The 26973-nt window shown below is 68.0% G+C and carries 29 protein-coding genes; 10 read left to right on the top strand and 19 right to left on the bottom strand.

Annotated elements, in window-relative coordinates; all coding sequences use genetic code 11:
* Positions 1-6 precede the first annotated feature (6 nt).
* The 6 genes from dapE to EYR15_RS15905 all read right to left on the bottom strand — a co-directional run bounded on the left by dapE (position 7) and on the right by EYR15_RS15905 (position 6818).
* Positions 7-1152 (bottom strand): succinyl-diaminopimelate desuccinylase, encoded by a 1146-nt coding sequence (dapE, locus tag EYR15_RS15930; RefSeq protein WP_131004562.1) that lies wholly within the window; start codon positions 1150-1152, stop codon positions 7-9.
* A 22-nt stretch (positions 1153-1174) separates the two neighbouring features.
* The gene (dapD, locus tag EYR15_RS15925; protein WP_131004561.1) at positions 1175-2017 is read right to left on the bottom strand and encodes a 2,3,4,5-tetrahydropyridine-2,6-dicarboxylate N-succinyltransferase; all 843 of its coding nucleotides are present in this window, start codon (positions 2015-2017) and stop codon (positions 1175-1177) included.
* Positions 2018-2111: 94 nt separating this feature from the next.
* Positions 2112-3404, bottom strand: a complete 1293-nt coding sequence (gene hslU, locus EYR15_RS15920; protein ID WP_131004560.1) for an ATP-dependent protease ATPase subunit HslU — start codon at positions 3402-3404, stop codon at positions 2112-2114.
* Between the two features lie 193 nt (positions 3405-3597).
* The gene (gene hslV / locus EYR15_RS15915; protein WP_131004559.1) at positions 3598-4146 is read right to left on the bottom strand and encodes an ATP-dependent protease subunit HslV; all 549 of its coding nucleotides are present in this window, start codon (positions 4144-4146) and stop codon (positions 3598-3600) included.
* 154 nt (positions 4147-4300) lie between these two features.
* Positions 4301-4840 carry a Dps family protein gene (locus tag EYR15_RS15910; RefSeq protein WP_131004599.1) on the bottom strand — a complete coding sequence of 180 codons (540 nt, stop codon included), beginning with the start codon at positions 4838-4840 and terminating at the stop codon, positions 4301-4303.
* Between the two features lie 193 nt (positions 4841-5033).
* Positions 5034-6818, bottom strand: a complete 1785-nt coding sequence (locus EYR15_RS15905) for a bifunctional diguanylate cyclase/phosphodiesterase (protein WP_131004558.1) — start codon at positions 6816-6818, stop codon at positions 5034-5036.
* A gap of 217 nt (positions 6819-7035) precedes the next feature.
* Here EYR15_RS15905 and hisB point away from each other — a divergent pair, with 217 nt between their 5' ends.
* The 7 genes from hisB to coaA all read left to right on the top strand — a co-directional run bounded on the left by hisB (position 7036) and on the right by coaA (position 11759).
* Entirely contained in the window at positions 7036-7629 is a 594-nt protein-coding gene (gene hisB, locus EYR15_RS15900; protein WP_131004557.1) for an imidazoleglycerol-phosphate dehydratase HisB, read from the top strand.
* A 176-nt stretch (positions 7630-7805) separates the two neighbouring features.
* The gene (locus EYR15_RS15895) at positions 7806-8309 is read left to right on the top strand and encodes a DUF2628 domain-containing protein (protein ID WP_245498360.1); all 504 of its coding nucleotides are present in this window, start codon (positions 7806-7808) and stop codon (positions 8307-8309) included.
* On the top strand, positions 8306-8941 hold the full coding sequence (gene hisH / locus EYR15_RS15890) for an imidazole glycerol phosphate synthase subunit HisH (RefSeq protein WP_131004556.1): 636 nt from the start codon (positions 8306-8308) through the stop codon (positions 8939-8941). The genes EYR15_RS15895 and hisH overlap by 4 nt, the downstream gene beginning before the upstream one ends.
* The gene (hisA, locus tag EYR15_RS15885) at positions 8929-9675 is read left to right on the top strand and encodes a 1-(5-phosphoribosyl)-5-[(5-phosphoribosylamino)methylideneamino]imidazole-4-carboxamide isomerase (RefSeq protein ID WP_205741665.1); all 747 of its coding nucleotides are present in this window, start codon (positions 8929-8931) and stop codon (positions 9673-9675) included. The genes hisH and hisA overlap by 13 nt, the downstream gene beginning before the upstream one ends.
* On the top strand, positions 9675-10457 hold the full coding sequence (hisF, locus tag EYR15_RS15880; RefSeq protein WP_131004554.1) for an imidazole glycerol phosphate synthase subunit HisF: 783 nt from the start codon (positions 9675-9677) through the stop codon (positions 10455-10457). The genes hisA and hisF overlap by 1 nt, the downstream gene beginning before the upstream one ends.
* Positions 10458-10464: 7 nt before the next feature.
* Positions 10465-10782 carry a phosphoribosyl-ATP diphosphatase gene (locus EYR15_RS15875; protein WP_131004553.1) on the top strand — a complete coding sequence of 106 codons (318 nt, stop codon included), beginning with the start codon at positions 10465-10467 and terminating at the stop codon, positions 10780-10782.
* A gap of 20 nt (positions 10783-10802) precedes the next feature.
* Positions 10803-11759, top strand: a complete 957-nt coding sequence (gene coaA, locus EYR15_RS15870) for a type I pantothenate kinase (protein WP_131004552.1) — start codon at positions 10803-10805, stop codon at positions 11757-11759.
* Between the two features lie 33 nt (positions 11760-11792).
* Here coaA and EYR15_RS15865 read toward each other — a convergent pair whose 3' ends face one another.
* On the bottom strand, positions 11793-12404 hold the full coding sequence (locus EYR15_RS15865; RefSeq protein ID WP_131004551.1) for a PadR family transcriptional regulator: 612 nt from the start codon (positions 12402-12404) through the stop codon (positions 11793-11795).
* 158 nt (positions 12405-12562) lie between these two features.
* Between EYR15_RS15865 and EYR15_RS15860 the strand changes: the two genes are divergently transcribed.
* A complete protein-coding gene (locus EYR15_RS15860) occupies positions 12563-13171 on the top strand; it encodes a pyridoxamine 5'-phosphate oxidase family protein (RefSeq protein WP_131004550.1) in 609 nt (202 codons plus the stop codon).
* 315 nt (positions 13172-13486) lie between these two features.
* Here EYR15_RS15860 and EYR15_RS15855 read toward each other — a convergent pair whose 3' ends face one another.
* Positions 13487-14614 carry a calcium:cation antiporter gene (locus EYR15_RS15855; protein WP_131004549.1) on the bottom strand — a complete coding sequence of 376 codons (1128 nt, stop codon included), beginning with the start codon at positions 14612-14614 and terminating at the stop codon, positions 13487-13489.
* A 149-nt stretch (positions 14615-14763) separates the two neighbouring features.
* Here EYR15_RS15855 and metW point away from each other — a divergent pair, with 149 nt between their 5' ends.
* Positions 14764-15417 carry a methionine biosynthesis protein MetW gene (metW, locus tag EYR15_RS15850; protein WP_131004548.1) on the top strand — a complete coding sequence of 218 codons (654 nt, stop codon included), beginning with the start codon at positions 14764-14766 and terminating at the stop codon, positions 15415-15417.
* Positions 15418-15421: 4 nt separating this feature from the next.
* Here the strand turns inward: metW and EYR15_RS15845 are convergent, their stop codons facing one another.
* From EYR15_RS15845 to EYR15_RS15795, 11 genes are all read right to left on the bottom strand, one after another.
* Entirely contained in the window at positions 15422-16180 is a 759-nt protein-coding gene (locus tag EYR15_RS15845; RefSeq protein ID WP_131004547.1) for a methyltransferase domain-containing protein, read from the bottom strand.
* 47 nt (positions 16181-16227) lie between these two features.
* Positions 16228-18546 (bottom strand): transglycosylase domain-containing protein, encoded by a 2319-nt coding sequence (locus EYR15_RS15840; RefSeq protein WP_131004546.1) that lies wholly within the window; start codon positions 18544-18546, stop codon positions 16228-16230.
* A 103-nt stretch (positions 18547-18649) separates the two neighbouring features.
* Positions 18650-19357, bottom strand: a complete 708-nt coding sequence (locus EYR15_RS15835) for a sulfate transporter family protein (protein ID WP_131004545.1) — start codon at positions 19355-19357, stop codon at positions 18650-18652.
* Positions 19357-20259: a lyso-ornithine lipid O-acyltransferase gene (gene olsA / locus EYR15_RS15830; RefSeq protein ID WP_131004544.1), complete on the bottom strand. Its 903-nt coding sequence runs from the start codon at positions 20257-20259 to the stop codon at positions 19357-19359. Before olsA ends, EYR15_RS15835 begins: the two co-directional genes overlap by 1 nt.
* A gap of 16 nt (positions 20260-20275) precedes the next feature.
* Complete coding sequence (locus EYR15_RS15825; RefSeq protein WP_131004597.1) at positions 20276-20653, bottom strand: Fur family transcriptional regulator; 378 nt, start codon at positions 20651-20653, stop codon at positions 20276-20278.
* Positions 20654-20780: 127 nt separating this feature from the next.
* Positions 20781-21248: a GNAT family N-acetyltransferase gene (locus tag EYR15_RS15820; RefSeq protein WP_245498359.1), complete on the bottom strand. Its 468-nt coding sequence runs from the start codon at positions 21246-21248 to the stop codon at positions 20781-20783.
* Between the two features lie 48 nt (positions 21249-21296).
* Positions 21297-21974 (bottom strand): tRNA (adenosine(37)-N6)-threonylcarbamoyltransferase complex dimerization subunit type 1 TsaB, encoded by a 678-nt coding sequence (gene tsaB, locus EYR15_RS15815; RefSeq protein WP_131004542.1) that lies wholly within the window; start codon positions 21972-21974, stop codon positions 21297-21299.
* A 184-nt stretch (positions 21975-22158) separates the two neighbouring features.
* Complete coding sequence (locus EYR15_RS15810) at positions 22159-22761, bottom strand: malonic semialdehyde reductase (protein WP_245498358.1); 603 nt, start codon at positions 22759-22761, stop codon at positions 22159-22161.
* Between the two features lie 76 nt (positions 22762-22837).
* Positions 22838-23629 (bottom strand): SDR family NAD(P)-dependent oxidoreductase, encoded by a 792-nt coding sequence (locus tag EYR15_RS15805; protein WP_131004540.1) that lies wholly within the window; start codon positions 23627-23629, stop codon positions 22838-22840.
* 142 nt (positions 23630-23771) lie between these two features.
* Positions 23772-24647 (bottom strand): prephenate dehydratase, encoded by an 876-nt coding sequence (locus EYR15_RS15800; protein WP_131004539.1) that lies wholly within the window; start codon positions 24645-24647, stop codon positions 23772-23774.
* Positions 24644-25414, bottom strand: coding sequence for a 3-deoxy-manno-octulosonate cytidylyltransferase (locus tag EYR15_RS15795; protein WP_131004538.1), 771 nt, complete (start codon positions 25412-25414; stop codon positions 24644-24646). Before EYR15_RS15795 ends, EYR15_RS15800 begins: the two co-directional genes overlap by 4 nt.
* Before the next feature lie 228 nt (positions 25415-25642).
* Here EYR15_RS15795 and EYR15_RS15790 point away from each other — a divergent pair, with 228 nt between their 5' ends.
* Positions 25643-26851 carry a c-type cytochrome gene (locus EYR15_RS15790; protein WP_131004537.1) on the top strand — a complete coding sequence of 403 codons (1209 nt, stop codon included), beginning with the start codon at positions 25643-25645 and terminating at the stop codon, positions 26849-26851.
* Positions 26852-26973: the final 122 nt, after the last annotated feature.

Below are 26973 nucleotides of genomic sequence, written 5' to 3'. Positions count from 1 at the left end.
GAATGCTCAGACTACGCGGAGCGCGCGCTCGTAGATCCGCGTCAGTGTCTCGAGATCGGCGACCGAGACGCGTTCGTCGACCTGATGCATGGTGCGGCCGACAAGGCCGAACTCGACCACGGGGCAGTACGCCTTGATGAAGCGCGCATCCGAGGTGCCGCCGCTGGTGGTGAGCGCGGGCCTGCGGCCGGTCTCGGCCTCGACGGCGTCGGCGATCGCGTCGACGAAGGCGCCGGCCGGCGCGAGGAAGGCGTCGCCTGTCGGCGGCTCGAAGGCGAGACGGTAGGCGCCTGGCCCAAGCGCGCGGTCAAGGCGTTCAGCGATCAGCGCCGTCAGGCTTTCGGCTGTATGCCGGTCGTTGTAGCGAATGTTGAAGCGTAGGCTCGCGGCGCCGGGGATGACGTTGAACGCGCCCGCTCCGCTCTCGACGCCGACGATTTCAAGGTTCGACGGCTGGAAGCGCTCCGAGCCCTCGTCGAGCGGCTCGCTCATCAGGCCAGCGATCGCGGCCGGGAGCTTCCGCACGGGATTGTCGGCGAGATGGGGGTAGGCGACATGGCCCTGCACGCCCGGGATCGTCACCGTGCCGGATAGACTGCCGCGGCGGCCGACCTTGATCTCGTCGCCGAGCGCGTTCGGATTGGTGGGCTCGCCGAGCAGGCAGGCGGAGAACGCTTCTCCGCGCGCATGCGCCCACTCCAGCAGCGCCTTCGTGCCGTTGACGGCGGGGCCTTCCTCGTCGCCGGTGATGAGGAAGGCGACCGGGCGATTCATGCCCTCATCGGCCGCGCGCGCTACGGCCGCGACCATACAGGCGATCGCGCCCTTCATGTCGACCGCGCCTCGGCCGATCAGTTCGCCGTTCTCGATCGCGGCCGAGAACGGGCCGCTCGTCCAGCGCGCCTCGTCGCCCGGCGGAACGACGTCGGTGTGCCCGGCGAACACGAAGGCCTCGCCGTCGCCGCGGCGGGCGTAGAGGTTCTCGACATCCGGCGTGCCGTCGGCCGAGAAGACCGGCCGTTCGACGGCGAAACCGAGCGGCGCGAGAAGGCTTTCGAGCAGCGCCAGCGCGCCGCCCTCGGCCGGGGTGACGCTCGGGCAGGCGATCAGCGCCTGCGCGACGGCGACGGGATCGCGTGGCTCGACGGTCATGGCCTTCCTCGCGGGCGTCGGATCAGTCCCGCAGCAGCTCATTGATGCCGGTCTTGGAGCGGGTCTTCTCGTCCACCCGCTTCACGATCACCGCGCAGGCGAGCGAGGGGCCCGGCTTCCCGTCCTTGAGCGGCTTGCCCGGGAGCGAGCCCGGCACGACCACCGAATATTCCGGCACTTCGCCCATGAAGACCTCGCCGGTCTCGCGGTCGACGATCTTGGTGGAGGCGCCGAGGAACACGCCCATCGAGAGCACCGAGCCCTTGCGGACGATCACGCCCTCCGCGACCTCGGAGCGGGCGCCGATGAAGCAGTTGTCCTCGATGATCACCGGCCCTGCCTGCAGCGGCTCGAGCACGCCGCCGATGCCGACGCCGCCCGAGATGTGGCAGTCCTTGCCGATCTGAGCGCAGGAGCCGATCGTCACCCAGGTATCGACCATCGTGCCTGAATCGACATAGGCACCGACGTTCACGAAGGACGGCATCAGCACGACGTTCGGCGCGATGAAGGCCGAGCGGCGCACGATCGAGCCCGGCACGGCCCGGAAGCCGGCCTGCTTGAAGCGGGAATCGTCCCAGCCGTCGAACTTGGACGCGACCTTGTCCCACCACGAGGCCTGACCCGGCCCGCCGGGGATGCGCTCCATGTCGTTCAGGCGGAACGACAGCAGCACCGCCTTCTTGACCCACTGATGCACGGTCCAGCCGCCGTTCTCCGGCGTCGCGATGCGCAGCTCGCCCTTGTCCATCAGGCCAAGCGCCGTCTCGACGGCGTCCCGCTCGGCGCCTTTTGTCGAGCCGGAAATCTCGGCCCGGCGCTCCCAGGCGGCGTCAACGGTCGCGGCGAGATCGGCGTGGCTCATGGTATTTGGGCTCCGGCGGGAATTTAGCCGAGGACGTTTCGGACGGCGGCGGCGGGGTGTCAATCGCGCGTAGGCGCAGAACGTCGCCGGCCCATCACAGAATGAACCGGCTCAGATCCGCGTTCTTCGCGAGATCGCCGACGTACTTCCGAACGTAATCGCCGTCGACAGTCACCGTCTCGCCGCCGCGGTCGGCGGCGGTGAAGCTGATCTCGTCGAGCACGCGCTCCATCACGGTCTGCAGTCGCCGCGCGCCGATGTTCTCGACGCTCTTGTTCACCTCGACGGCGATGTCGGCGAGCGCTGCGACGCCCTCCTCGGTGACGTCGAGCGTCACGCCCTCGGTCGCCATCAGCGCCACGTATTGCTTGACGAGGCTCGCCTCCGTGTCGGTGAGGATGCGGACGAAGTCCTCGCGCGTCAGCGCAGAAAGCTCGACGCGGATCGGCAGCCGGCCCTGCAACTCGGGCAGCAGGTCGGAGGGCTTGGCGACGTGGAAGGCGCCTGAGGCGATGAACAGGATGTGGTCGGTCTTCACCGGCCCGTGCTTGGTCGCGACGGTGGTGCCCTCGATCAGCGGGAGCAGGTCGCGCTGAACGCCCTCCCGCGAAACGTCGCCGGAGCGGCCATCGCGCGCGCAGATCTTGTCGATCTCGTCGAGGAACACGATGCCGGCGTTCTCGACGACATGGATAGCTTCCGCCGTCAGTTGCTCCTGGTCGAGCAGCTTGTCGGATTCGTCCGCCACCAGCTGCTCGCGAGCGTCCTTCACCAGCACGCGCTTGGTCTTCTTCTGCCCACCCATGTTCTTCAACATGTCGCCAAGCGAGATCATGCCGACCTGCCCCGGCATTCCGGGGATCTCCATCATGCCGCCGCCGGTGGCGGCGACCTCGATGTCGATTTCCTTGTCCTCCATCTCGCCGGCCATCAGCTTCTTGCGGAACGAGTCTCGGGTTGCAGGGCTCGCGGTCGCGCCGACCAGCGCGACGAGGATGCGCTCCTCCGCCGCGAGCTCCGCCTTGGCGCGGACGTCCCTGCGCTTGGTGTCCCGCACCAGGCCGATGCCGACTTCGACGAGGTCGCGCACGATCTGCTCGACGTCGCGCCCGACATAGCCGACCTCGGTAAACTTGGTGGCCTCCACTTTCAGGAACGGAGCATTGGCGAGCCGCGCCAGCCGGCGCGAGATCTCGGTCTTGCCGACGCCCGTCGGCCCAATCATCAGGATGTTCTTCGGCAGCACCTCTTCGCGCAGATGCCCCGTCAGCTGCAGGCGCCGCCAGCGGTTCCTGAGCGCGATCGCGACCGCGCGCTTGGCGTCACGCTGGCCGACAATGTGGCGGTCGAGTTCGGAGACGATTTCGCGGGGAGAGAGGTCGGTCATGTCTTTCTTTCGGCGCCGCGCGATGCGGCCCAGTTGGATCGCCGGCCCGAAGCGCCGGCTGGATCGTAAGAAAAAACGTCATCCCGGCCGAGCGGAGCGAGAGCCGGGATGACGTCAGGACGAGGCGCGCTTTATCCCGCGCACGATCCCGGGTCTTCGCGGCTCCGCCGCTTCGGCCGGGATGACAAGGGCTCTACCCCTCCGTCTCCATGCTTTCGACGGTAAGGTTGTTGTTGGTGTAGACGCAGATATCGGCGGCGATCTTCATCGCCTTGCGGACGATCGCCTCGGCGTCCGCGTCGGTGTCAATCAGCGCGCGGGCCGCCGAGAGCGCGTAATTGCCCCCGGAGCCGATCGCGGCGACGCCGTCCTCGGGCTCCAGCACGTCGCCGTTGCCGGTGATGACGAGGGCGGTCTTGGAATCCGCCACCAGCATCATCGCCTCGAGATGGCGGAGATAGCGGTCGGTGCGCCAGTCCTTGGCGAGCTCGACGGCGGCGCGCAGCAGCTGGCCGGGGTGCTGGTCGAGCTTGGCCTCGAGTCGCTCGAACAGCGTGAAGGCGTCCGCGGTCGCGCCGGCGAAGCCTGCGATTACGTCGCCCTTGGAGATCCGGCGGACCTTTTTGGCGGTCGCCTTCATCACGGTCTGGCCGAGGCTGACCTGGCCGTCGCCGCCGATCACGACGCGGCCGCCCTTGCGCACGAGCAGGATCGTCGTGCCATGCATCTGAATGTCGGACATCAAGGCTCCGGGGAGGAATTCGGAGCCTCAGGTAAGCATCCGCGAGCGGTTCGCAACTGGGACGGAGTTGGTGACGCCTGCCGCCGTCATCCCGGCGTTTCGGCTCGCTTCAGCCGGGATGACGTTCCGCATCGCTATAGCCGGGGAGGCTCGTTTACGCGCCGCGGCTGGTCTCGAACAGGAACCATGCGCGGCGCTCGGCCTCGTCGATCCAGTTTTCGATCAGGCTCGCGGTGGCGACGTCTTCGTGCTCGTCGCAGAGGTCGTGCACCTCACGCGCGCTTTTCACGAAGTCCAGATTGTCCTGGCGAAGCTCGGCTAGCATATCCTGCGGCGTCACGAACTCCGCGTCGTTGTCCTGGACGCGCTGAAGCCGGCCGATGTGGCCGATCGACCGGAGCGTGGTGCCGCCGATCTTGCGGACGCGCTCGGCCATGTCGTCGGTGCTGGCGAGGATCTGCGCCGCCTGCTCGTCGAGCATCAGGTGATAATCGCGGAAATGCGGACCGCTCATATGCCAATGGAAGTTCTTGGTCTTGAGGTAGAGCGCGAAAGTGTCCGCGAGCAGCGCGTTCATGCCGCCCTGGATGTCGCGCGTCGCATTGGAGCCGAGGTCCGTCGGCGTCGCGAGCGCCGCCTTGCGGCGCGCCTTCACGGCATCGGACTTCACCGGCTTCGGAGAGGACTTGGCCATGGTGTTCGCAGCCTTGGGCGCAGCCTGCGCCATGGGGCTTCTCCTGTTGAGTAATGACGTTTCAGCCGCGGACGGCGCCAGACTGTAGGCGCGCATCCCACGAATGCGAAACGAGCATTAAGGTTCCTGCGTGAAGGTCATGCGTCGGCGTCAGGCCTTCTTACGCGCTGTCAGCGTCTGAACGGCGAGGCGTTTACGCAGAAAGACGCGCCGGCTCCGGCTCAAGTCGCGATTCTGCGTCCTTGAACCAGTCGACAAACGCTGAAGGGGTCAGCGGGCGGGCGATCAGATAGCCCTGCACTTCGTCGCAGCCCTTCTCCGCCAGGAAGTCGTAGACCTCGATCGTCTCCACGCCCTCTGCGACGACGCGGTAGCCGAGATCGTGCGCGAGCGTGATCATCGTACCGACAAGCGTGTCTGTTCGTGCGTCCCGGCCGATATTCGCCATGAACGAACGGTCGATCTTCATGACGTCGGCGGGAAGGCGCTCGAGGTAGGACAGGCTGCTATAGCCGGTTCCAAAATCGTCGATCGCGATGCGGATTCCGGCTGCAGCGATCTGGTCGAGCTGCGCGAACCCGCTTGCGCCGTTCGCGATCACTGCGCTCTCGGTAAGTTCGATCTCGATCGCTGAACTCGGAAGACTGGCCTTTTCAAGCTCGGCGATCAGCCGGTCGGCGAAATCGACCTCGACGAGATTCGCCGCGCTGATGTTCAACGACACGACGAGATCGATGCCGAGCGCCCGCCATCCGGCGACCTGCGCCACGGCCGCCGCCACCACCCATTCCGTCACCGACCGCGCCAGTGTCGTCTTTTCGACGAGCGGGATGAATTCCGCCGGCGACACCGAACCCAGCTCGGGATCGGTCCAGCGCAACAGGGCTTCAGCTCCGATGCAGCCGCCGGAGCGGAGATCGACGCGGGGCTGGAAATGGAGGGAAAGTCCGGCGTTTTCGACGAGAGCGCGACGGAGCTTCTCAAGCATGGAAAATCGGCGCCGGTGCGCATCGTCCAACGATCGGCTGTAGAGACCGATCGCTTCGCCAGCGTCGCGTGCGTCATGGCTGGCGCCGCTCGCCATGCGCAGAACGTCCCGCGCCGAAACCTTGCCGAGTTCGACCGGCGCAACGCCGATCGTCGTGTTGGCGGTGAAAGCGGCGTCGATCGTGTCCGCGCGGCCCGCCGTCTCGTCGCGGATCTGCGCCACGATCGCCAAGACGTCGCCGATTTCGGCGCTTTCGACCACGAAGGCGTATTGCGTCTGGCCGACGGCGTAGAGCTTTGCCGAGGAGAGCGCCGCGCGGATCGCGCGAAGGGACCGGGCCGTGAGGTTCTCCAGGGCCGACGGCCCGGCGACGCGGAGAAGGTTGGTCAGGTCGTCGCCGCTCAGAAGGTCCACGACCACCGCATGGCGCCATTCGCCCGCATGGTCGCGCGCCAGGTCCTCGAGATCTTCGAAGAATTGATGCCGGTTCGGCAGCCCGCTTTCAGGGTCGATCCGTCCGAAGGCGTGCTGCATCTCGATCTGCGACATGACCATGGCCGCGAGATCTTTCAGCGCGCTGATCTCCTCGTCCGTGGCGCTTCGAGGACTGGGCCCCACCACGCACAGCGCGCCAAGACCATGGCCCTCGCGGGTGACCAAGGGGGCGCCCGCGTAAAACCGGACGCCGGATTTGCCGAGCGGACTGTCGTGATAGTTCTCGCTCTTCAGCAGATCTTGTATGAGGACGACTTCAGCGTTCTCAGCGACTTCCGCGCATGGCGCCTTCTCGCGCGGCAGCTCCCAATGATCGACGCCGACACGTGACTTGAACCACTGGCGGTCGCTATCCGTCAGCGAGACCGCCGCGACCGGCAGGTCGAAGATCCGGGCGGCCATGCGCGTGATGCGGTCGAAGCTCTCGCTCGGCGCGGTGTCAAGAATGCCGAGATTGCGGAGGGCCTCGATCCGCGCCGCTTCCGATTGAGCCATGAACCGCGCGCCTTCGCCTCATCCGACAGAATATCATCATACCGCAAATAGTCGTGGATGGTTGAAACGCCGTAGAACAGCGTCAGCGGATCGTTAAACTTGTCGATTGTTCAACAGCCACGCCTTCCCGACCGCCGTCGCTCGCGAAGGCGTGGCGCGCGCGCTGCGGGCGTGATAGTCAGCCGCCGTTGATTTCCTTGGAAAAGAGACACGGGCTATGCGGCGGGGCGAGATCACCCGGAAGACGGCCGAGACCGACATCACGCTGACCGTCGACCTAGACGGGACGGGCGCGACCAGGATTGCGACCGGGATCGGCTTCCTCGACCACATGCTCGAGCTGCTCGCGCGCCATGCGCTGATCGACCTCGACGTATCCGCCAAGGGCGATCTTCAGGTCGATTTCCACCACACGACGGAAGATGTCGGCATCGCGCTCGGTCAGGCCGTGCGCAGGGCGCTCGGCGACATGAAGGGCCTGACGCGCTATGCCGACGTTCTGCTGCCGATGGACGAGACGCTGACCCGCGTCGCGCTCGACATTTCCGGGCGGCCGTTCCTCGTCTGGCGCACCGCGTTTCCGGCGCCGAAGATCGGCGAGTTCGACACCGAGCTCGTGCGCGAGTTCTTCCAGGGTTTCGCCACCCACGCCGCCGTGACGCTGCACGTCGAGACGCTTTACGGCGCGAACGCGCACCACATCGCCGAGAGCTGCTTCAAGGGGCTCGCGCGCGTTCTGAAGGCTGCGGTCGCGATCGACCCGCGGGCGGGCGACCGCCTGCCGTCGACGAAGGAGCGGCTCGGGGATTGAAGGCGAGCGGGCGCCGCCTCGCGGTCCGGTCACCTCGGCGTCCACCGGCATTTCTCTCTCGAGCATCTATGTCTTTCTTCCGGCGCTTTGCTTGATGATCAAGGCGTGGATGCTCGAAGGCGGGCATGACGGCGGCGGGTCTTGTCGAGACGCCACGTGAAATTCTAGGAACTTCCATGGCTTCGAGCATGCGGAACTGGACGATCTTCGAGCCCCCGGGCGGCGCCGAGCGCACGCTCGACGGAGCGGCGCGCTTCGTCACGCTGCGCGACGGGTTCTCGAAGATCGCTTTCCTCGTCCCGATCCTCTGGCTGCCGTTCCGGCGCTGCTGGCTCGCACTCGCCGTCTATGTCGCGGTCCAGGCCATTCTGGCGCTGATCGTATCTGCGCTCGGGCTGTCGCAGGGCGTTGCGCTCGTCCTGTCCGCTCTGCCCAATGTCGCGGTCGGCCTTGAGGCCTCGTGGCTGCGCAGCCGGGCGCTGGAGAAGAGGGGCTATCGCTCCGTCGCGACCGTCCTCGCGCGGAGCGCGGAGGAGGCCGAAGCGGTGTTCTTCCGCGAATGGCTGATTACGACGCCTGAGGAGCGGCCGGCGCCCTCCGCCTCGGCTGGTTCCGCTCCCTATCGTCCGGCGCCGCCCGGCGTGCTCGGCGTGTTTCCCCAGCCGAGAGCGGCGCGTTGACGATCGCGGTGGTCGATTATGGCGCGGGCAATCTGCGCTCGGTCGAGAAGGCGCTGTTGCGCGCCGGCGGGCAAGACGTGGTCGTGACGAGCGATCCGGACGTGGTGGCGAAGGCCGACCGCATCGTGTTGCCGGGCGACGGCGCCTTCCCGGATTGCCGCGCGGCGCTCGCGCACGCATCTGGCGTCGGCGAGGCGCTGGACGAAGCGGTGCGGACCCGCGGAAAACCCTTCCTCGGCATCTGCATCGGCATGCAGATGCTCGCTGATGTTGGCGAGGAGTTCGAGACGACCGAGGGCTTGGGATGGATTCCCGGTCGCGTGGTCCGCATCGAGCCGGGCGACGACCGGCTCAAGGTGCCGCATATGGGCTGGAACACGCTCCGCGCCCATCGCGACCACAAACTCATCGGCGGCCTGCCGCTTGGGGAAAGCGGCCTGCACGCTTATTTCCTGCACGCCTTCCATCTGACGCCGGATGACCGCGACGACGTCGTGGCGGACGCGGCCTATGGCGGCGAGGTCACGGCGCTTGTCGCGCGCGGCAACGTCGCGGGCGTCCAGTTCCATCCCGAGAAGAGCCAGCGCCTCGGCATCGCGCTTCTGAAGAACTTCGTGGAGTGGCGGCCGTGATCCTCTATCCCGCCATCGACTTGAAGGGCGGATCGGTCGTGCGCCTCAAGGAGGGCGACATGGACCGCGCGACCGTCTACGGCCGCGATCCCGGCGCGCAGGCCCGCACCTTCGCCGAAACCGGCTTCGAATGGATCCATGTCGTCGATCTCGACGGCGCCTTTGCCGGTGCGAGCGTCAACGCGGCGGCGGTCGACGACATCCTCGACGCGTCCGGCGTTCCCGTGCAGCTCGGCGGCGGCATCCGCGACATGAAGGCTGTCGAGGCCTGGCTGAAGCGCGGCGTCAGCCGCGTGATCCTCGGCACCGCCGCCGTGCGCGACCCCGAGTTCGTGAAGGCCGCAGCGCAGGCGCATCCCGGAAAGGTCGCGGTCGGCGTAGACGCGCGCGACGGCCGCGTAGCCGTGCAGGGCTGGGCCGAGGTCTCCGACATGACCGTCCTTGATCTCGCAAAGCGGTTCGAGGACGCCGGCGTCGCAGCCATCATCTACACCGACATCGCCCGCGATGGCCTGCTGAAGGGCTTGAACTTGGAGTCGACCCGCGAACTCGCCGCGGCGGTGACGATCCCCGTGATCGCCTCCGGCGGCCTCGCCGACATCGAGGACGTCCGCCGCCTGCTCGAGCCCGAGAACGCCGCCATTGCCGGCGCGATCACCGGCCGGGCGCTCTACGACGGACGGCTCGACGGCCGCGAGGCGCTGGCCTTCGTGCGGGCGGCGAGGGCGGCCTGATGCTGAAGACCCGCGTCATCCCCTGCCTGGACGTCAAGGACGGCCGTGTCGTGAAGGGCGTGCGGTTCGTCGACCTGCGCGACGCAGGCGATCCGGTGGAGGCGGCGATCGCCTATGATGCGGCGGGCGCCGACGAGCTCTGCTTCCTCGACATCACGGCGAGCCATGAGGAGCGGGCGATCCTGCTCGACGTCGTCCGACGCACGGCGGAAAACTGCTTCATGCCGGTGACGGTCGGCGGCGGCGTGCGCTCCGTCGAGGACGTGCGGGCGCTGATGCTGGCGGGCGCCGACAAGGTCTCCATCATGTCGGCTGCCGTGAACGACCGTTCCGTGGTGGCGCGGGCGGCGGAGAAGTTCGGCGCGCAGGCGATCGTGGTCGCGGTCGACGCCAAGAAGGTCTCGGGCGAGGGCGAGGCCGACCGCTGGGAGGTCTTCACCCATGGCGGCCGCCGCCCGACCGGGCTCGATGCGGTCGCCTACGCCGCCGAAGTCGCTAATCTCGGCGCCGGCGAGATTCTGCTGACCTCGATGGATCGCGACGGCACGCGCGACGGCTACGACCTTGCGCTCACCCGCGCGGTAGTCGATGCGGTGCCGGTGCCGGTCGTGGCCTCGGGTGGCGTGGGCGGGCTCGACCACATGGTCGAGGGCGTGACGAAAGGCGGCGCGAGCGCGGTGCTCGCGGCCTCGATCTTCCATTTCGGCGAGCATACGATCGGCGAGGCCAAGGCCCGCATGGCGGCGGCGGGTATCGCCGTCCGGCTCGATCCGGCTGCGTGAGGCGGAGCTGATGGCCTTCACCCTCGACGACCTCGACGCGATCGTGGCTGCGCGCGCGGGTGCCAAGTCCGACGCGTCCTACACCCGCTCGCTCATCGAAGCCGGCCCCGCGCGCTGCGCGAAGAAGCTCGGCGAGGAAGGCGTGGAGGCGGCGCTCGCGACCGTCGCCGGCACGAAGGTCGAACTCGCCTCGGAAGCCGCCGACGTGTTCTATCATCTGCTCGTGGCGCTGAGAGCGCGAGACGTTCCGCTCGCCGACGTGATGGCGGAGCTTGAGCGGCGCACCGCGCAATCCGGCCTCGCCGAAAAGGCTTCGCGGCAATAGTCTTGGCGGAAAGAGCCCTGATGGACGATCTGCCGCGCAGCCAGAGCCCTTCGCCTTACGCCACCTTCTCGCGTAAGGACTGGGCGGCGCTCCGCGCGGACACGCCGCTCACGCTGAACAACGCGGACCTCAAGCGCCTCTCTTCGGTCAACGATCCGATCGACATGGACGAGGTCGAGCAGATCTATCTGCCGATCTCGCGCCTGCTCGCCTTCTACGTCGCCGCGCGCCAGCAGCTGTTCCGCGCCACGCAGCGCTTCCTCGGCCACAAGGAGACGCGCGTCCCTTACGTGATCGCGGTGGCGGGCTCCGTCGCCGTCGGCAAGTCGACCACGGCCCGCGTGCTCGCAGCGCTGCTCGCGCGCTGGAGCAATATGCCGAAGGTCGATCTGGTCACGACAGACGGCTTCCTGCTGCCAAATGCGGTTCTGGCCCGCGAGGGGCTGATGGGCCGCAAGGGCTTTCCGGAGAGCTACGACGTGCAGGCGCTGCTGCGCTTCGTCTCCGACATCAAGGCCGGCAAGCCGCATGTCACCGCGCCGGTCTACAGCCACCTCGTCTACGACGTCGTGCCGGGCGAGACGACGACGGTCGAGAAGCCCGACATCGTCATCATCGAGGGCCTAAATGTGCTCCAGACCGGCGAGCGGCCGAAGAACGGCCGCGTCACGCCCTTCGTTTCGGATTTCATCGATTTCGGCATCTATCTCGACGCCGACGAGCCGCAGCTGCGCCGCTGGTATGTCGAGCGCTTCATGAAACTGCGCGAGACCGCGTTCCGCGACCCGCAATCCTATTTCCGCAAATACGCGGCGGTCTCGACGGCCGAAGCGTTCGAGACCGCCGAGACGCTGTGGGCCGACATCAACCTGCCGAACCTGCGCGAGAACATCCGCCCCACGAGGCCGCGGGCGGATTTGATCCTGAAGAAGGGCGAGAGCCACAGGATCGACGAGGTGCGGCTCAGGAAGATCTGAGTCGCAGCATCTCATCTTCGGCCCGGGCGCCGCTCACAGCGCCTCGAGATCCTTCACCGCCTGTTCGAGTACCGCGCGCGCCTTCGCGGCCTGTTCCGCGCTGAGCGCGCCGCCGCGGAGCTTGGCGAACAGCGTCTTTCTAAGGTCGTGCAGGACCTCGCCGAGCGCCGCCTCGCCGAGTGCGCCCGAAGCCTCCTCGAGCTGAGCGTTGATCTTGTCGAGCTCGGCGCGGTTCTCCTCGAGATAGGCGCGGCCCTGATCGGTGACCGCGTAGAGCCGCTTGGTTCCGACCGTGGTCGAAGTCGCGAGGTCGGCGTCCTCCATCATCTGAAGCATCGGATAGATCGAGCCGGGGCTTGGCGAATAGGCGCCCTGGAAGCGGGCCTCCAGCGCCTTGATGACGTCATAGCCGTGCCGCGGCGCCTCCGCGAGCAGGCCGAGCACGACGAGACGTAGCGCGCCGGCGTCGAACAGCCTTGCGCCGCGTCCGCCGAACGGACCGCCGCGGTGGCGGCCGAAAGGACCGCCGCGTCCACGCGGCCCGTGGCCTTCGCCATTGCGCCCGCCGCGTTCGTCATGAGCCTCGAAGCAGCGATGGCCGCCGCCGCGGCCGAAACCGAAGAATCCTCTCTGATGGGAATGCATGTGTCGTTCTCTCAATAGGTTTTGCATGAGATCTATCTCGCAAACGATATATCGTTTGTCAAGGTGCGAGCTTGGCGTCATCAATCCGTCGCGCTTCTCGCGGGCGAAGCGGCTATAGGCTCGACGTCGAACGCGCGGCTACGAGAAGGGAAAGCGCCATGAAGATCGAGACCGTCGAGCAGCTCGAGGCGATCTATGGCCAGCCGCAGGAGACCTCGATCGTCAAGGAGACCGGCTGGCTGACGCCGGAATACCGCGCCATCGTGGAGGCCTCGCCCTTCGCGGCGCTTGCAACAGCCGGGCCGGAAGGGCTCGACTGCTCGCCGCGCGGCGACCTGCCGGGCTTCGTGCGCGTAGCGGACGAGCGCACGCTGATCATGCCGGACCGGCGCGGCAACAATCGGATCGACACGTTGCGCAACGTCGTGCGCGATCCTCGCGTGGCGCTGCTTTTCCTCGTTCCGGGTTCGGGCACGACGCTGCGCGTCAACGGGCGCGGGACGATCTCGGCCGAACCGGAGCTGCTCGCCTCCTTCGCCGTCGATGGTCACGCGCCCCGAACGGCGCTGGTGATCGCGATCGAGGCCGTCTACTTCCAGTGCGCCCGCGCGATCATCCGCTCCAAACTCTGGGACCCTGCGGCTCAAGTAGACCCAAAGTCCCTGCCGACGGCCGGGCGCATGCTGGCGGCCATTACGGAAGGCCGCGTCGGCGGCGAGGCCTACGACACGGCGTGGCCGATCCGTGCGGCGAGGACGATGTGGTGAGACCCTCGCGTGACGCCATTCCCAGCGATTGACGTCATCGTCACACTGTCGGCCGCGCAGCGAGGCGGCCGCGGGGAGTCTTACGGGCGGAAATTCGCAGACATGGTTAACAAATGCTTGATGAAGTCGAGGCCTGCCAGGTTCTTGTTAGAACGAATCGGGAATCAGGCGCTTGTGCGCGATTCGTTCTATTAGAACGAAACATGATTCGACTCGAGCCTGCCGCAAGCGGACTCGCGAAGACTCACGCGCCGATCAGTATGCTTAACGAATACTGAAGGCGCTCGGCCGGGCCACTCCTCGCTAGACCGCCCGTCACGGCGCCAGAATCAGGAAGGCGTAGGTGGCGAACAGCACGATGTGGATCATCCCGTAGAGGATGTTTGTCCGGCCCGTGCCGAAGGTGAGCAGGGCGACCGCGATCGTGACGAGCAGAATGACCGTGTCCTTCTCCCCGAGGCCGAGCTCGAGCTTGGCGCCGTAGACGATGGACAGGATCGCGACGGCGGGGATCGTCAGCCCGATGGTGGCGCAGGCCGAGCCGAGCGCGAGGTTCAGGCTTTTCTGCAGCTTGTCCGCGCGCGCCGCCTTCACTGCCGCCGTGAACTCCGGAAGCAGGATGAGAAGGGCGATGAACACGCCCGCGAGCGCGTCCGGAGCGCCCAGCCTGTCCAGCGAGAACTCGACCGCGGCGGTGAAGGTTTTCGACAGCAGGATGACGGCCAAGAGCGCCGCGACGAGCAAGGCGAAGGAGATCAGCGTCGTGCGCGCGCTCGGCCGGTGCGCCTTGTCGGCGACCTCGTCGTCGGCGATCACCACCGCGAAATACTCGCGGTTGCGCACGGTCTGCGTGTAGAGGAAGGACAGGTAGATCGCCAAAGTCGCCACCGCGACGTAGCCGAGCTGGCTCGCCGAATAGGCGCCGCCAGGGGCCGTCGTCGTGTAGTTCGGCAGCACGAGCGAAAGGCTGGCGAGCGCGATCAGCACCGCGAGATAGGCGTTGGCACCGGTGATGCGGAAGCTCTGTTCGCGGTGGCGCAGGCCGCCAAGCAGGATGCAGAGCCCAGCGAGGCCGTTCACCACGATCATGATGACGGCGAAGATCGTGTCACGCGCGAGCGCCGGGTTGGACTGGTCTCCGAGAAGCGCCGAGGCGATGAGCGCGACCTCCATGACGGTGACCGCGATGGTCAGCACCAGCGTGCCGTAGGGTTCGCCTGTCCGATGGGCGATCACCTCGGCATGGTAGACGGCTGCGAACACCGCTCCGAACAAAATAGGGATCAGCGCGACCGCGACGGCGATGTCGGCGGGCGCGCCGCTGAACGTCTTTCCGAGGCCAAGCGCAGTGACGACGCCGAAGAAGACGACGCCGAGCAGGGGGAACGCCCAACTCGTGAGGGGCGGACGGGGATCCTTGCGGACATGGCTTTCGGGGCTCAAGAGCCTGCGTCTCCTATGGCTTTGACGGATGGCGGCCGCGCGAGCCACTTTGCGGGCCGCAGCCAATGCCGTAATCAGGCTCGGGTCTAGCGCGTCGCGCGCCGTGGGACCACCCGCGAAGTCCAGTACGTTTGCGTGAAACCGTCGGTATGACAGTCCTCGACGCCGCTTCGCCCGTTCCTGCCGAAACCTTGGCGGCGGCGCCCCGTCCCGATCACCTGCTGGTGGCGGAGATGGTGCAGCGGGGCTCGCGCGTACTCGACGTCGGCTGCGGCGACGGCGATCTGCTGCGGCTGCTCGTCGAGCGGCGCGGCGTCGACGGGCGGGGGATCGAGCTGTCGCAGTCCGGCGTGAACGCCTCCGTGGCGCACGGGCTCTCGGTGGTGCAGGGCGACGCCGACGCCGACCTCATGCATTACCCGGACGACGCCTTCGACTACGTCATCCTGTCTCAGACGCTGCAGGCGACGCGGCGGCCGAAGCAGGTCGTCGAAGATCTGCTCAGGATCGGGCGGCGGGCGATCGTCTCGTTCCCGAATTTCGGGCATTGGCGGACGCGGCTGCAGTTCCTCGCCGAAGGCCGTATGCCGCAGAACGTCAATCTGCCGGAGACCTGGTACGACACGCCGAACATCCACCTCTGCACGATCGGCGATTTCGTCGACCTCGTGGAGATGATGGGCGCGCGGATGGAGCGGGCGATCGCGCTCGACGCCACCGGCCGGCCGGTGCGGGTCAATGCGCCCTGGTGGTTCTGGAACCTGTTCGGCGCGCAGGGCGTGTTCCTGCTGACCCGAAAGTGACGGGTTAAGGGCCTGCGGCGCCGCGCGAAGCCGGCTGCGGGGCGCCAAGGCTCGCGGGCGCAAGCGACGGCGCGGGTTTAGACTTGCGGACCTTGCGGGCGAGCGTCGGCCGCGTCGCCTGCTTCGTCGCCTCGACGATATGGACGCCGGCGAACGGCGCCCAGGCCCAGGACCCGACGCGCTCCAGAGCCAACGCCGTTCGCACGACGAGGTAGCTCTCGACCGGCGGCATGAACAGCGCCTCGTCCCAGCCAGCGGGCGCGAACTGCGCCTGCCGCATGAGGTCGGTCAGCTGGCTGCGGCTGAAAGGGCGGCCATGTCCGAAAGGCGTCGAATCCATCCGCGCCCAGGCGCCGCGGCGGTTCGGCACGATCGCGAGCAGGCGTCCGCCGGGCGCGAGGCAGCGACCGGCCTCGCGCAGGAACTCGACCGCGCTCTCCGATGTCTCAAGCGCATGGGCGGCCAGAATGCGGTCGACCGCGCCGTCCGGCAGCGGCCACATGCCGTCCTCGACAAGCGCCGCAGCGTTCGCGCGCTCTGCCGGCCACGCCGCGACGCCCTGCTGGCCGGGGCAGAAGGCGAGAATCCGCTCCGCGTCTTCACGGAACACGCCGAGGAAGGGGGTGGCGAAGCCGACGCCCAGCACGCGCTCGCCGCGCAAATTCGGCCAGCGCGCGCGGATCTTGGCGCGCACGATGCGGCGAACGATGCCGCCGAGCGGGCGGGCGTAGAAGTCCCGGAGGTCGACGACGTCGAGAGGCATGGCGCTCTATGTAGCGCATTTCCGGCGAGGCGAACCTATGAGGGGCTTCAGCCCCCGAACAGATGCTTCAGGAAGCCCAGCGGTTCGCGAACGATATCGGGGGTTCGGCGCTCGCGCTGGCGCGCGACATACCCATCGTCGGCGTCCGGATAGCTGCCCTGGTACGGCCCTTCCTCCGGCGGCTCGCCGCCGCCCTGTCCTGGACCGGTCTGATAGACGTCATCCGGCCCGCTGCGCTCGTAGCCCGCAACGCGCGGGCTCCACTCGCCGGGAAGCTCGGCGACGGGCATGCCCTCATGAGCCTTGGCCATGAAGCGGGACCAGATCTCGACCGGCAACCCGCCACCGGAAGCGTGCTTGGTCGGGCTGTTGTCGTCGTTGCCGAGCCAGACGGCTGTCACGAACTGCGCGGTGTAGCCGATGAACCAGGCGTCGCGGAAATCCTGGCTCGTGCCGGTCTTGCCGGCCGCCGGCCAGGCCTTGAAGGTCGCGCCCCGGGCGGTGCCCGACTTCAGCGTTTCCGACAGCATCGCGTTTATCATGCCGACGCGCTCTTCGTCGAGCACCTGCTTCGGCGCGTCCGTCTTGCGGACATAGAGCGGCTCGCCCGTCGAAGACTTGACCGAGCGCACGATGTAGGGCGTCGCGACCGTTCCGCCGTTCGCGAACGGCGCGTAAGCCGCCGCCATTTCGAGCGGGCTGACCTCGGACGTGCCGAGCGCGATGGAGGGGTTCGGATCGAGCTTCGAAGTAATGCCGAGATCGTGCGCGGTCTGAACAACGTGGTCCGGTCCCACCTCGACGCCGAGCTTCACCGCCACCGTGTTGATCGACTGCGATAGCGCATAGGTCAGGGTCATCGGGCCCGCATAGCGGCGGGTGTAGTTCTCAGGGCTCCAGCCCTTGAGCTGCAGCGGCTCGTCGACCCGCACGGTGTCCGGCGTCAGGCCCATCTGCAGGGCGGTGAGATAGACGAAGGGCTTGAACGACGAGCCCGGCTGGCGCTTGGCGTCGACCGCGCGGTTGAACTGGCTTTCCGCGTAGGACTTGCCGCCGACCAGCGCGCGCACGGCGCCGTCCGGCCCGAGCGAGACCAGCACGCCCTGGCTGACCTTCAGCTTGCCGCCCTTCTTGGCGATCACGTCGGCGAGATCGCGCTCCGCCTCGGTCTCGAGCGCAGGGTCGATCGTCGTTTCGACGATCAGGTCCTCGTCATAGACGCCGACGAGAGAGTCGATCTGGTCCATGACCCAGTCGGCGGCGTAGCCGATCGCGCCTTCCGGCTTCGGCGCGGGCGAGGGCGGCTGCGTCTTGAACGCGCTCTGCGCTTGATCGCGGGTGATGTAGCCCTCGTCCGCCATCGCCGCGAGCACCACGTCGGCGCGGGCACGGGCGGCGTCCGGGTCGCGGCTCGGCGACAGCCGGGACGGCGCCTTGACGAGGCCCGCAAGCATGGCCGCCTCGGTGACGTTCACCTTGCGGATCGATTTGCCGAAATAGCGCTGCGAGGCCGCCTCCACGCCATAGGCGCCCGCGCCGAAATAGACGCGGTTGAGGTACATCTCCAGGATCTTCTGCTTGCCGAACTTGCGCTCGAGATAGAAGGCCAACACGGCCTCCTGCACCTTGCGCTCCATCGAGCGCTCAGGCGTCAGGAACAGGTTCTTGGCGAGCTGCTGTGTGAGCGTCGACCCGCCCTGAGCGACGCCGCCGCGCTGGATGTTGGCCTTCACCGCGCGGGCGAGGCCGAAGATGTCGACGCCCCAATGGTCGTAGAACCGGCGATCCTCGATCGCGATGAAGGCCTGCGGCACGTATTTCGGCATCTCGCCGAGCGGCACGTTGGCGCCGCCGGTCTCGCCGCGGTTGGCGAGCGGCTTGCCGTCATAGCCGATCAGCTGGACGTTGGGCGGTCGCTTGGGGACCTCGAGGTTCTGGTAGGCGGGAAGCCGCGAGGCGTAATAGGCCACCACGCCGCCGGCGCCGATGGCGCCGAACAGGCCGAGCGCAACCACGAGCGAGACGAGCTTGGCGAGGAGTCCGCGCCGCTTTCGGCCGCCGCCGTCGCCGCCGCCGCGCTCACGCGCCGGCTGCGAGCGGCCCATCACCCAGGCCCAGTAGGACGACTTGCGGCGCTGAGGTTTAGCGCCCACGTCCGGCCCTTCCGAGCGTCCGCCGAAGTTCGGCTCGCGCCGGCCTTCGTCGCGCGGCTCGAACCGCGGCTCGCGGTCGCTGGAGGCGCGGAAGTCGCCGCCGCCCGTCGGCCGGTCCTGCGGCGTGACGCGGAGATCGGGAGACGACTGTCCGTTCGCGTCGAAGCGCGGTTCGCGTCGTTCCTCTCGCCCGGACCCCCGTCCGATCGCCATGGCTCACCAGCCTCGTCACGCAGCCGCACAATCGACGCCCCTCAGTGGGGTAGCCGTCCCTGTTCACCGGGGTGGACTTTGAATGCGGCGAGTTTAAGGGACGTTACGCGCCCAAACGCGGCGTCCGACCTTCCGTTCCTAGCAGTTTTGCGTCTTCGGCAGCGATCGATTTGTGAAGGTGGACGAAGAAGGCGGTGGCGAACAGCGGCGTCAGCAGGTTCGCGAACGGCACGATCGCGAGCGTAGCCACGAGCAGGCCGGCGGCGAACACCTCGCCTCGGTGGCGCCGGCGCAGCGCCGTCGCGCCGTCCTCGTCGCGGAACCGCATCGCGGCGAGCGAGAAGTATTCACGGCCGAGCAGATAGCCGTTGACGCCGAGCCAGGCGATCAGGTTGACGCCGGGGATGAACAGCAGCGCGAGCAGCAGCAGATTGAGGCTGAGCACCAGCGCCGCGAAGCGCAGCGACAGGAACAGCCCCTTCACCAGCGGCACGGGCTGCCCCGGAGCGTCCGCCGGATAGTGCGTGCGCTCGACGATCTCCGCGACGTCGTCGAGGAAGAAGCCCGCGACGATTGCGGTCACGGGCGTCACCAGAAACAGCAGGCCGAAAGCGGTCCCGAGGCCCGCGACCAGATGCGCGATCCACGTCGCGGTTTCGTTCGGCAGGACGAGCATCCGGTCGGCGAGCGCCTGGAGCCCGATCCAGCCGAGGATAAGCAGCAGGACGGTCAGCCCAAGCGACTTCAGCAGGACCGCGCGGAACGGCCGCGAGACGGTTTGAACAGCGGCCTTGAGGGCTGCGGACAGCATCAGGCGGGACTCGCCTGGGGCTCGGCGACTGGCGCCGGCTGTTCGTCCGGCAGTTTCACTTGCCGCGGAGCGGCGGCCCGCCCGCGCAGCGCGTCGGCCGTCATGCGGCGCGACTCGCGTTCGAGATCGCGCGCGAGCCGTTTGCGGTCGGTCGTGGCGTCAGCTGTCACGGTGTCGCCGAAGGTGATCACGACGTCGATCGCGCCGTTTGTCAGGATCGACCAGAGGTGGGAAGCGAACTCCATGTCGCCATACCAGGCGACGAAGGGGCGCCCGCCTCGGCCGAGCGGCAGACCGTTCCGCCTGAGATAGGCGATCGAGGCCGGCTGCACCGCCATGGAGCCGCCGCCGGTCGACAGGATCGCGCCCTGGGTCGCCCCGAGCAGCGCAGAGCGGAAGGGCAGCACGCGGTTGCCGTCGCTCGACGTGCCCTCGGCGAACAGAACGACCGGCTCGCCCGACGCCATGCGCTCGGCCATCTCGCGGTTGACGGCGGCGGTCGCCGTCTTGCGCGAGCGATCGACGAAGATCGTGCGCTGGAGCGTCGACATCCAGCCGAAGACCGGCCAGGTCGCGATCTCAGACTTCGCGACGAAGGACAGCGGCATGAGCGAGCCGAACGCCAGTATGTCGATCCAGGACGAGTGATTGGGGGTGATCAGGAGGGGTCTTGCGGCCGAAGGCGCGCCGATCACCGTGACGCGCATGCCGATCGCCCGGAGCGCGAGGCGGTGGAACAGCAGGGGGAGCGCCGGCGCAGAAGACGCCCGGAGCTTGAGCATGAGAAACTGAACAGGCCCGGCGATCGCGACGAATAGCGCGACCGCGAGCGTCGCGGCGAGGGCGCGAACCGGGCGCTTCACCGGTCGGCCGTGCGAGGTGTCGTTCGGATCGCTCAGCATGGCGCGGCGGCGAGCCTCACGCCTCGTCTTCCGTCGGCACCGCGTAGAGCTCGAGCCGGTGGTCGACCAGCCGGTAGCCGAGCCGTCGGGCGATCGCCGCCTGCAGCGCCTCGATCTCCTCGTCGCGGAACTCGATGATCTTGCCGGAGCGGAGGTCGATCAGATGGTCGTGATGCTCGTCGGGCGCCGGCTCATAGCGCGAGCGCCCGTCGCGAAAATCGAGCCGGGCGATAATGCCGGCGTCCTCGAAAAGCTTAACCGTGCGATAGACGGTCGAGATCGAGATCCGCTGGTCCACGGCGGACGCGCGGCGGTAGAGCTCCTCAACGTCGGGATGGTCGTCGGCGCTCTCGACCACGCGCGCGATCACGCGGCGCTGGTCCGTCATGCGCATGCCCTTGGCGGCGCACTGGCGCTCGATCGAGCTCGCGTCCTGCGTGGTCACTTGGCCGCCTTAGTCCGTGATCGCCTTGAGCCGCTTATAGGATCGGCCCCCCGAATCGTAAACTCTCGGCCTGGGTTCAGAGACTGTCCAGCGCGAGGACGCGCGCGACGCCCTTTGAGCCGTCGGCGCGGGCGTAATAGGCCTTGCGGCGGCCGACCTCGCGGAAGCCGAAGCGCGCGTAGAGCGCGAGCGCGGCCTGATTGTCCTCGTCGACCTCGAGCACCACGCGGCGCACGCCCTCGGCCGAAAGCCTGCCGAGATGGCGCCCGAACAACGCCGCCCCGCCGCCCTTTCCGCGGCCGGCGCTCTCGACCGCGATCGACAGCACCTCCGCTTCGTCCTTGGCCATGCGCGACAGCGCAAACCCGCAGGCGCGCCGATCTCCCTCGCGGCGGAGCGCGCAGGCGATCACGGCGCGGTCGCGGAGCAGGGCGTCCATCTCGTCGACGCTCCAGCCGCGCGCGAACGACGCCTCGTGGATGTCTGCGAATTCGGCGGCGTCGCCGGCGTCCGCGGGCTCGACCGCCCAGACGGGTTGCGGCATGAACGCCTCCCAGAACCACCAGAACATCTCGACGCCGTTCCCTCGTTCTCAGACGCGCGCGATAAGACCGCTGACCGACGGGTGCGCGTCGGCGGCCTTGAGGTAGAGCGGCCTCGGCGGCGAGGTCTCGGGATCACCAGCGGCGCCGAGCCGCGCGATCCAGATCGGATCCGGCGCGACGTGCGGTCCATCGGAGAGCGCCGCCGCGCCGTTCTCCGCCGCGGCGATCACGAGTCCGGCGCCCGAGCCGACGACGAGCGCCGGCCCATCGCCAAGCGCGCGGGCGGCGTCGCGGGCGTCGGTGATGCGCGGCGCAACGAGCGGCCGTCCGTCGCCGGAAAAAACCTGGAAGAACACGCGGCCGTGCCGCGCGTCGATCGCGCTCGCCACCGGCGCTACGCCTTCACCGCTATCGAGCGCAGGGGCCGCGAGCGCCGTCAGCGTCGAAACTCCGACGACGGGGATCTTGGCGCCGAGCGCGAGCGCCCGCGCGCAAGCAAGCCCGACGCGCAGTCCCGTAAAACTGCCGGGACCGACGGTGACGGCGATCCGCTCGATGGTCTGAAGGCCTCCAGCCGCGGCCAGCGCCCCGGCCACGAGCGGCATCAGCGCCTCCGCGTGGCCACGCTCCATGGGAACGGAGACCACGCGCGCCTCACCGCCTTCCGTCTCGACGACGGCGACGGAACAGGCGCCGAGCGCCGTATCGATCGCGAGCATGCGCATGCGGGGTGGAGTATCAGGTTCGAGAAGCTGCGCCAGCAGGCGAGACTTTGTGACGCCGCGCATCATCAAGCGTCATGGTCCGGCTCGACCGGACCATCCATGTCAGAGCCCGCGCTCGACGTCCGAGATGGATCCTCCGGTCAAGCCGGAGGATGACGGCGTCGTTCTACGTTCGAAAGCCCCCTCACGCGATCCTGCAGAACTCGTCGAAGTCCGGGCGGGGGAGGCGCTCGAACATCTTCTCTCCGTCGCCATAGCCGAGGTTGACGAGGAAGTTCGTGCGGAAGGTCGTGCCCTCGAAGAAGGCCTCGTCGACCTTGGCCTTGTCGAAGCCCGACATCGGGCCGCAATCGAGGCCGAGCGAGCGGGCGGCCATGATGAGGTAGCCGCCCATCAGCGTGCCGTTGCGGAAAGCGGTCTCCTCGATGGAGGCCTGGTTGCCCTCGAACCAGCTCTTGGCGTCCACATGCGGGAAGAAGCGCGGAAGGTTGTCGAGCCAGCGCATGTCGTGCGCGACGATGGCGACGACGGGCGCCTTCAGCGTCTTCTCTCGATTGTTCGAGGACAAAGCGGGCGCGAGCTTCGCCTTGCCGGCCTCGGAGGTGATGAACACGAAGCGGCCCGGCAGGCCGTTCGCGCTGGTCGGGCCCATCTTCACGAGCTCGAACAGCGCCCGGATCGTCGTTTCTGACACCGGCTCCGGCTTGAACGAATTATGCGTGCGGGCGGCGCGGAACAGGGCGTCGAGGCTCGCGTCGTCAAGCGGCGGGCGGTGCGGTCCGGACACGGGGATCATCCTTCTCGGAAGAACGGGAGGGAGGAGCGTTCTAGCGCGCCTTTCGCATCCGCGAAAAGGGCGCGCCTCAGATCGTATCGACGACGCCGCCGTCCACCCGCAGCGACGCGCCGGTGGTCGCGGACGCCTGCTCGGAGCAGACGTAGACGACCATGTTCGCGACCTCCTCGACGGTCGCCGCGCGCTGGATGATCGAGCTCGGCCGGTGCGCCTTCACGAAGGCCTCGCCGACCTCCTCGAGCGTCTGGCCGGTCTTGGCCACCTCGTCCTTCAGCATCTCCGCGACGCCTTCCGACAGCGTGGGTCCGGGCAGCACCGCATTGACCGTGACGCCGGTTCCCCTGAGCCGCTTGGCGAGGCCGCGCGAGATCGAGAGCTGGGCGGTCTTGGTGAAGCCGTAATGGATCATCTCGACGGGGATGTTGATCCCCGACTCGGAGGAGATGAACACGATCCGCCCCCAGCCGCGCTCCGCCATCGCCTGGGCATAGGCCCGCGACAGGCGCACGCCCGACATGACGTTGACCTCGAAGAAGCGCGACCACTCCTCATCCGGAACGTCGAAGAAATCCTTGGGATCGAAGATGCCGACATTGTTGACGAGGATGTCGGCGGACGGGATCGCCGCGACAAAGGCGGAGACGCCGTCCGCCGTCCCGAGATCGGCCGCGACGCCCTCGACCTTGGCGCCGGCGACCGCCTCCTTGATCTTGGCGATCGCCTTCTCGACGGCCTCCTGCTTGCGGCCATTGACGATCACGGTCGCGCCGGTGCGCGCCAGGCCGATCGCGACGGCGTGGCCGATGCCGACCGTCGAGCCGGTGACGATCGCGATCTTGCCGGTGAGGTCGATGTTCATGGAAGCGCTCCGCGTCTGATGAGAGCGCTTAGGTCGTGCGGAGAGGGCGGTCCGTCCAGCGGCGCGGCTGCAAGGAAGTTCCGGCGACCGTGCTGCACGCAGGCGATCGCCGTTCCGCGAACGATTGACGGGGGTAAAGCCTCTATCGCCGCTTCGCCGCCGCCTGCGCCTCCAGCGCGCGCGCCGCCACCCGGAAATCGTGGGCGGGGTAGACGCCGAGGATCGCAAGTTCGCTCGAGAAGAACTTCAGCTCCTCGAGCGCGCGCTTCAGGCCGGCGTCCTTCGGGTGGCCCTCGACGTCGGCGTAGAACTGCGTCGCGACGAAGCCGCCGTCGAGCTGATAGCTTTCGAGCTTCGTCATGTTCAGCCCGTTGGTCGCGAAACCTCCGAGCGCCTTGTAGAGCGCCGCCGGAAGGTTGCGGACCTTGAACACGAAGGTGGTGACCACGAGCCCACGGCCCGGCCGCGCCCAGGCCTTCTCGCGCGACAGGACGACGAAGCGGGTGGTGTTGTTCGGACTGTCCTCGACGTCGCGCGCCAGAATGTCGAGGCCATAAACCTCCGCCGCAAGCGTGGAGGCGATCGCGGCGCGGGTCGGGTCGCCGGCCTGCGCGATCTCGGCCGCGGAGCCCGCGGTGTCGGCGCCGATCAGAGCTTTGAGCCCGAGCGCGCGCATGCGCTTGCGGCACTGGCCGAGCGCCTGCACATGGCTTTGCACGGTCTTCACCGTATCGAGCGTCGCGCCGGGAACCGCCATCAGCTGGTGGTGCACGGGCATGAAGTACTCGCCGACGATGTGGAGCTTCGACGACGGCATGAGATGATGGACGTCGGCGACCCGGCCGTTCGCCGAGTTCTCGATCGGGATCATGCCGAGCTCGGCTTTGCCCGAGGCGACCGCGTCCAGCGCGTCCTCAAAGCTTGGGCAGGGCAGCGCCTCCAGCGCGGGATAGACGTCCGCGCAGGCGACGTGCGAGTTGGCGCCGGGCTCTCCCTGGTAGGCGATCCTGGCCGTCACGAGGGAACCCCTTCGGCCGCATGGATCAGCAGCGCGCGGGCGCGCTCCAGATCCTCCGGCGTGTCGACGCCGAGCGGAACCGCGTCGACCTTCACCGCGTCGACGCGCATCCCGGCCTCCAGCGCGCGAAGCTGCTCGAGCTTTTCGCGCATCTCGAGCGGCGAAGGCGGCAGCTTGACGAAGCGCTCCAGCGCCTCGCGGCGATAGGCGTAAAGTCCGATGTGGTGGTAGAGCGGCCCCGGCCCGGTCGGGGCGGTCGCTCTCGTGAAGTAGAGACAGCGGAAGCGGCCGGGCGTGACCTCCGAGCCGACCATCTTCACAACATCAGGCGCAGTCTTCTCCTCCTCGCGCGTAATCTCGGCGACGAGGGTCGAGATATCGACGTCGGGGTCTTCGAGCGGCGTCAGCGCGCGGCGCACGCTGAGCGGGTCGAGCGTCGGCAAGTCGCCCTGCAGATTGATCACCACGCCGAAATCGCGCGCCGGATCGATCTGATCGAGCGCCTCGGCGATGCGGTCCGAGCCTGAAGGATGGTCGGCGCGCGTCATCACGGCCTGTCCGCCGACGCTCTTGATCGCTTCCGCCACATCAACGGAATCGGTCGCGACGACGACAGGTCCGACGCCGGCCTCGGTGGCGCGGCGCCAGACGTGGACGATCATCGGCTCGCCGTGGATGTCGGCCAGCGGCTTGTTCGGCAGGCGGGTCGCCGCGAGACGCGCGGGGACGAGGACGAGGGGGCGCGACGGGGCGCGGACGGTCGGCATCGATCAGGTCCGGTTCGGCGCGCGTAGACCTTCGGCTAGCGCGCTCTCCAAAAGGTGAGCGGCGCCCTGATAGCCGAGTTGCGGCGCTTCGGCAAAACCGGTTAGCGTCCCCTCCGCTCGGCCGCAGGCGTTCATTTCCGCCTGCGTTGAGCGATTTTTTGGAGGAAGCGCAAAAATGCGCCAGGCGGTCTTTTGGCGAGATCCGGCCGCCGACGAGCCGGAGAGACCATGAACGCGTTTGAACTGAACAAGATCGCGGGGGCGATCCTTGGCGCGCTGACCGTCGTGGTGGGCGTCAACGTGCTCGCTGGGGGCATCTTCCACGACAAGAAGCCGGAAAAGGCTGGTTATCCCGTCGAGGTCAAAGAGGCTGCGCCCGCCGGCGGCGCGCCCAAGGGCGAAGACTTCAACGTGCTGCTCGCCAAGGCCGATCCGGCGAAGGGCGAGCAGGTCTCCAAGAAGTGCGGCGCCTGCCATTCGTTCGGCAAGGGCGAGCCCGCCAAGATGGGGCCGAACCTCTACGGCATCGTCGGGCTGAAGCACGCCCACATGGAAGGCTTCGGCTATTCCGACCCGATGAAGAAGTCGGGCGGCGAGTGGGACTTCGCCTCGCTCGACAAATGGCTGACGGATCCGAAGGCGTACATCGCCGGTACGACAATGGCGTTCGCGGGCATCAAGAACCCGGAAGAGCGCGCGAACCTCGTCGCCTATCTCAACAAGAATTCGGACGCCCCGAAGCCGATTCCCGCGGCTGAGGCCAAGGCCGCCGAACCCGCGGCTGCGGCCGGCGGCGCGCCCGCGGCGGGCGGCTTCGAGGCGAAGGTCGCCTCCGCCGATCCCGCCAAGGGCCAGCAGACGTCGAAGAAGTGCGCGGCCTGCCACTCGTTCGGCAAGGGAGAGCCCGCCAAGCTCGGGCCGAACCTTTACGGCATCGTCGGGCTGAAGCACGCCCACATGGAAGGCTTCGAATATTCCGAGCCGATGAAGAAGACCGGCGGCGTCTGGGATATCGCGTCGCTCGACAAGTGGCTGACGGATCCGAAGGCCATGGTGCCCGGCACCACGATGGCCTTCGCCGGCATCAAGAACGAGGACGAGCGCGCGGCGCTGATCGCTTGGCTGAACAAGAACTCCGACAAGCCGCAGGAGCTCGGCGGCGCGACGCCCGCGGCGGCCCCGGCCGGCGCGCCCGCGGCTCCCGCAGCGTCGGCTCCCGCCGCGCCGGAGCAGCAGGCCCCGAAGCCCGCGAACGAGCAGTCCGGCGGCGGCTCGGAAGCCGACAAGCCGGGCGAGCCCGCTCCGGCGCCCGCCGCTCCTGCGGAGCCCTCTCCGGCCCCTGCGGCTCCGGCTGCCCCGGCAGAGCCTGCGCCGGCTCCCGCCGGGCCTGCCCCTGCAGCGCCTGCCCCCGGAGCCGAACAGCCGAAGCAGCCCTGATCCCAGCTTGGCGATCTGAAGAACCGAGGAGGCCGGGCCAAAGCGCCCGGCCTTTTCACATGCCGCGGCGCGTGGGACCCGCGGTCTGGAAGGCGCCGCGATAAACTCGCATAATCGCCGCC

The organism is Hansschlegelia quercus, assembly GCF_004310425.1.
Taxonomy (GTDB): Bacteria; Pseudomonadota; Alphaproteobacteria; order Rhizobiales; family Methylopilaceae; genus Methylopila; species Methylopila quercus.
Note: the sequence above shows the minus strand (reverse complement) of the source record. Positions and strands in the feature narration are given on the sequence as shown.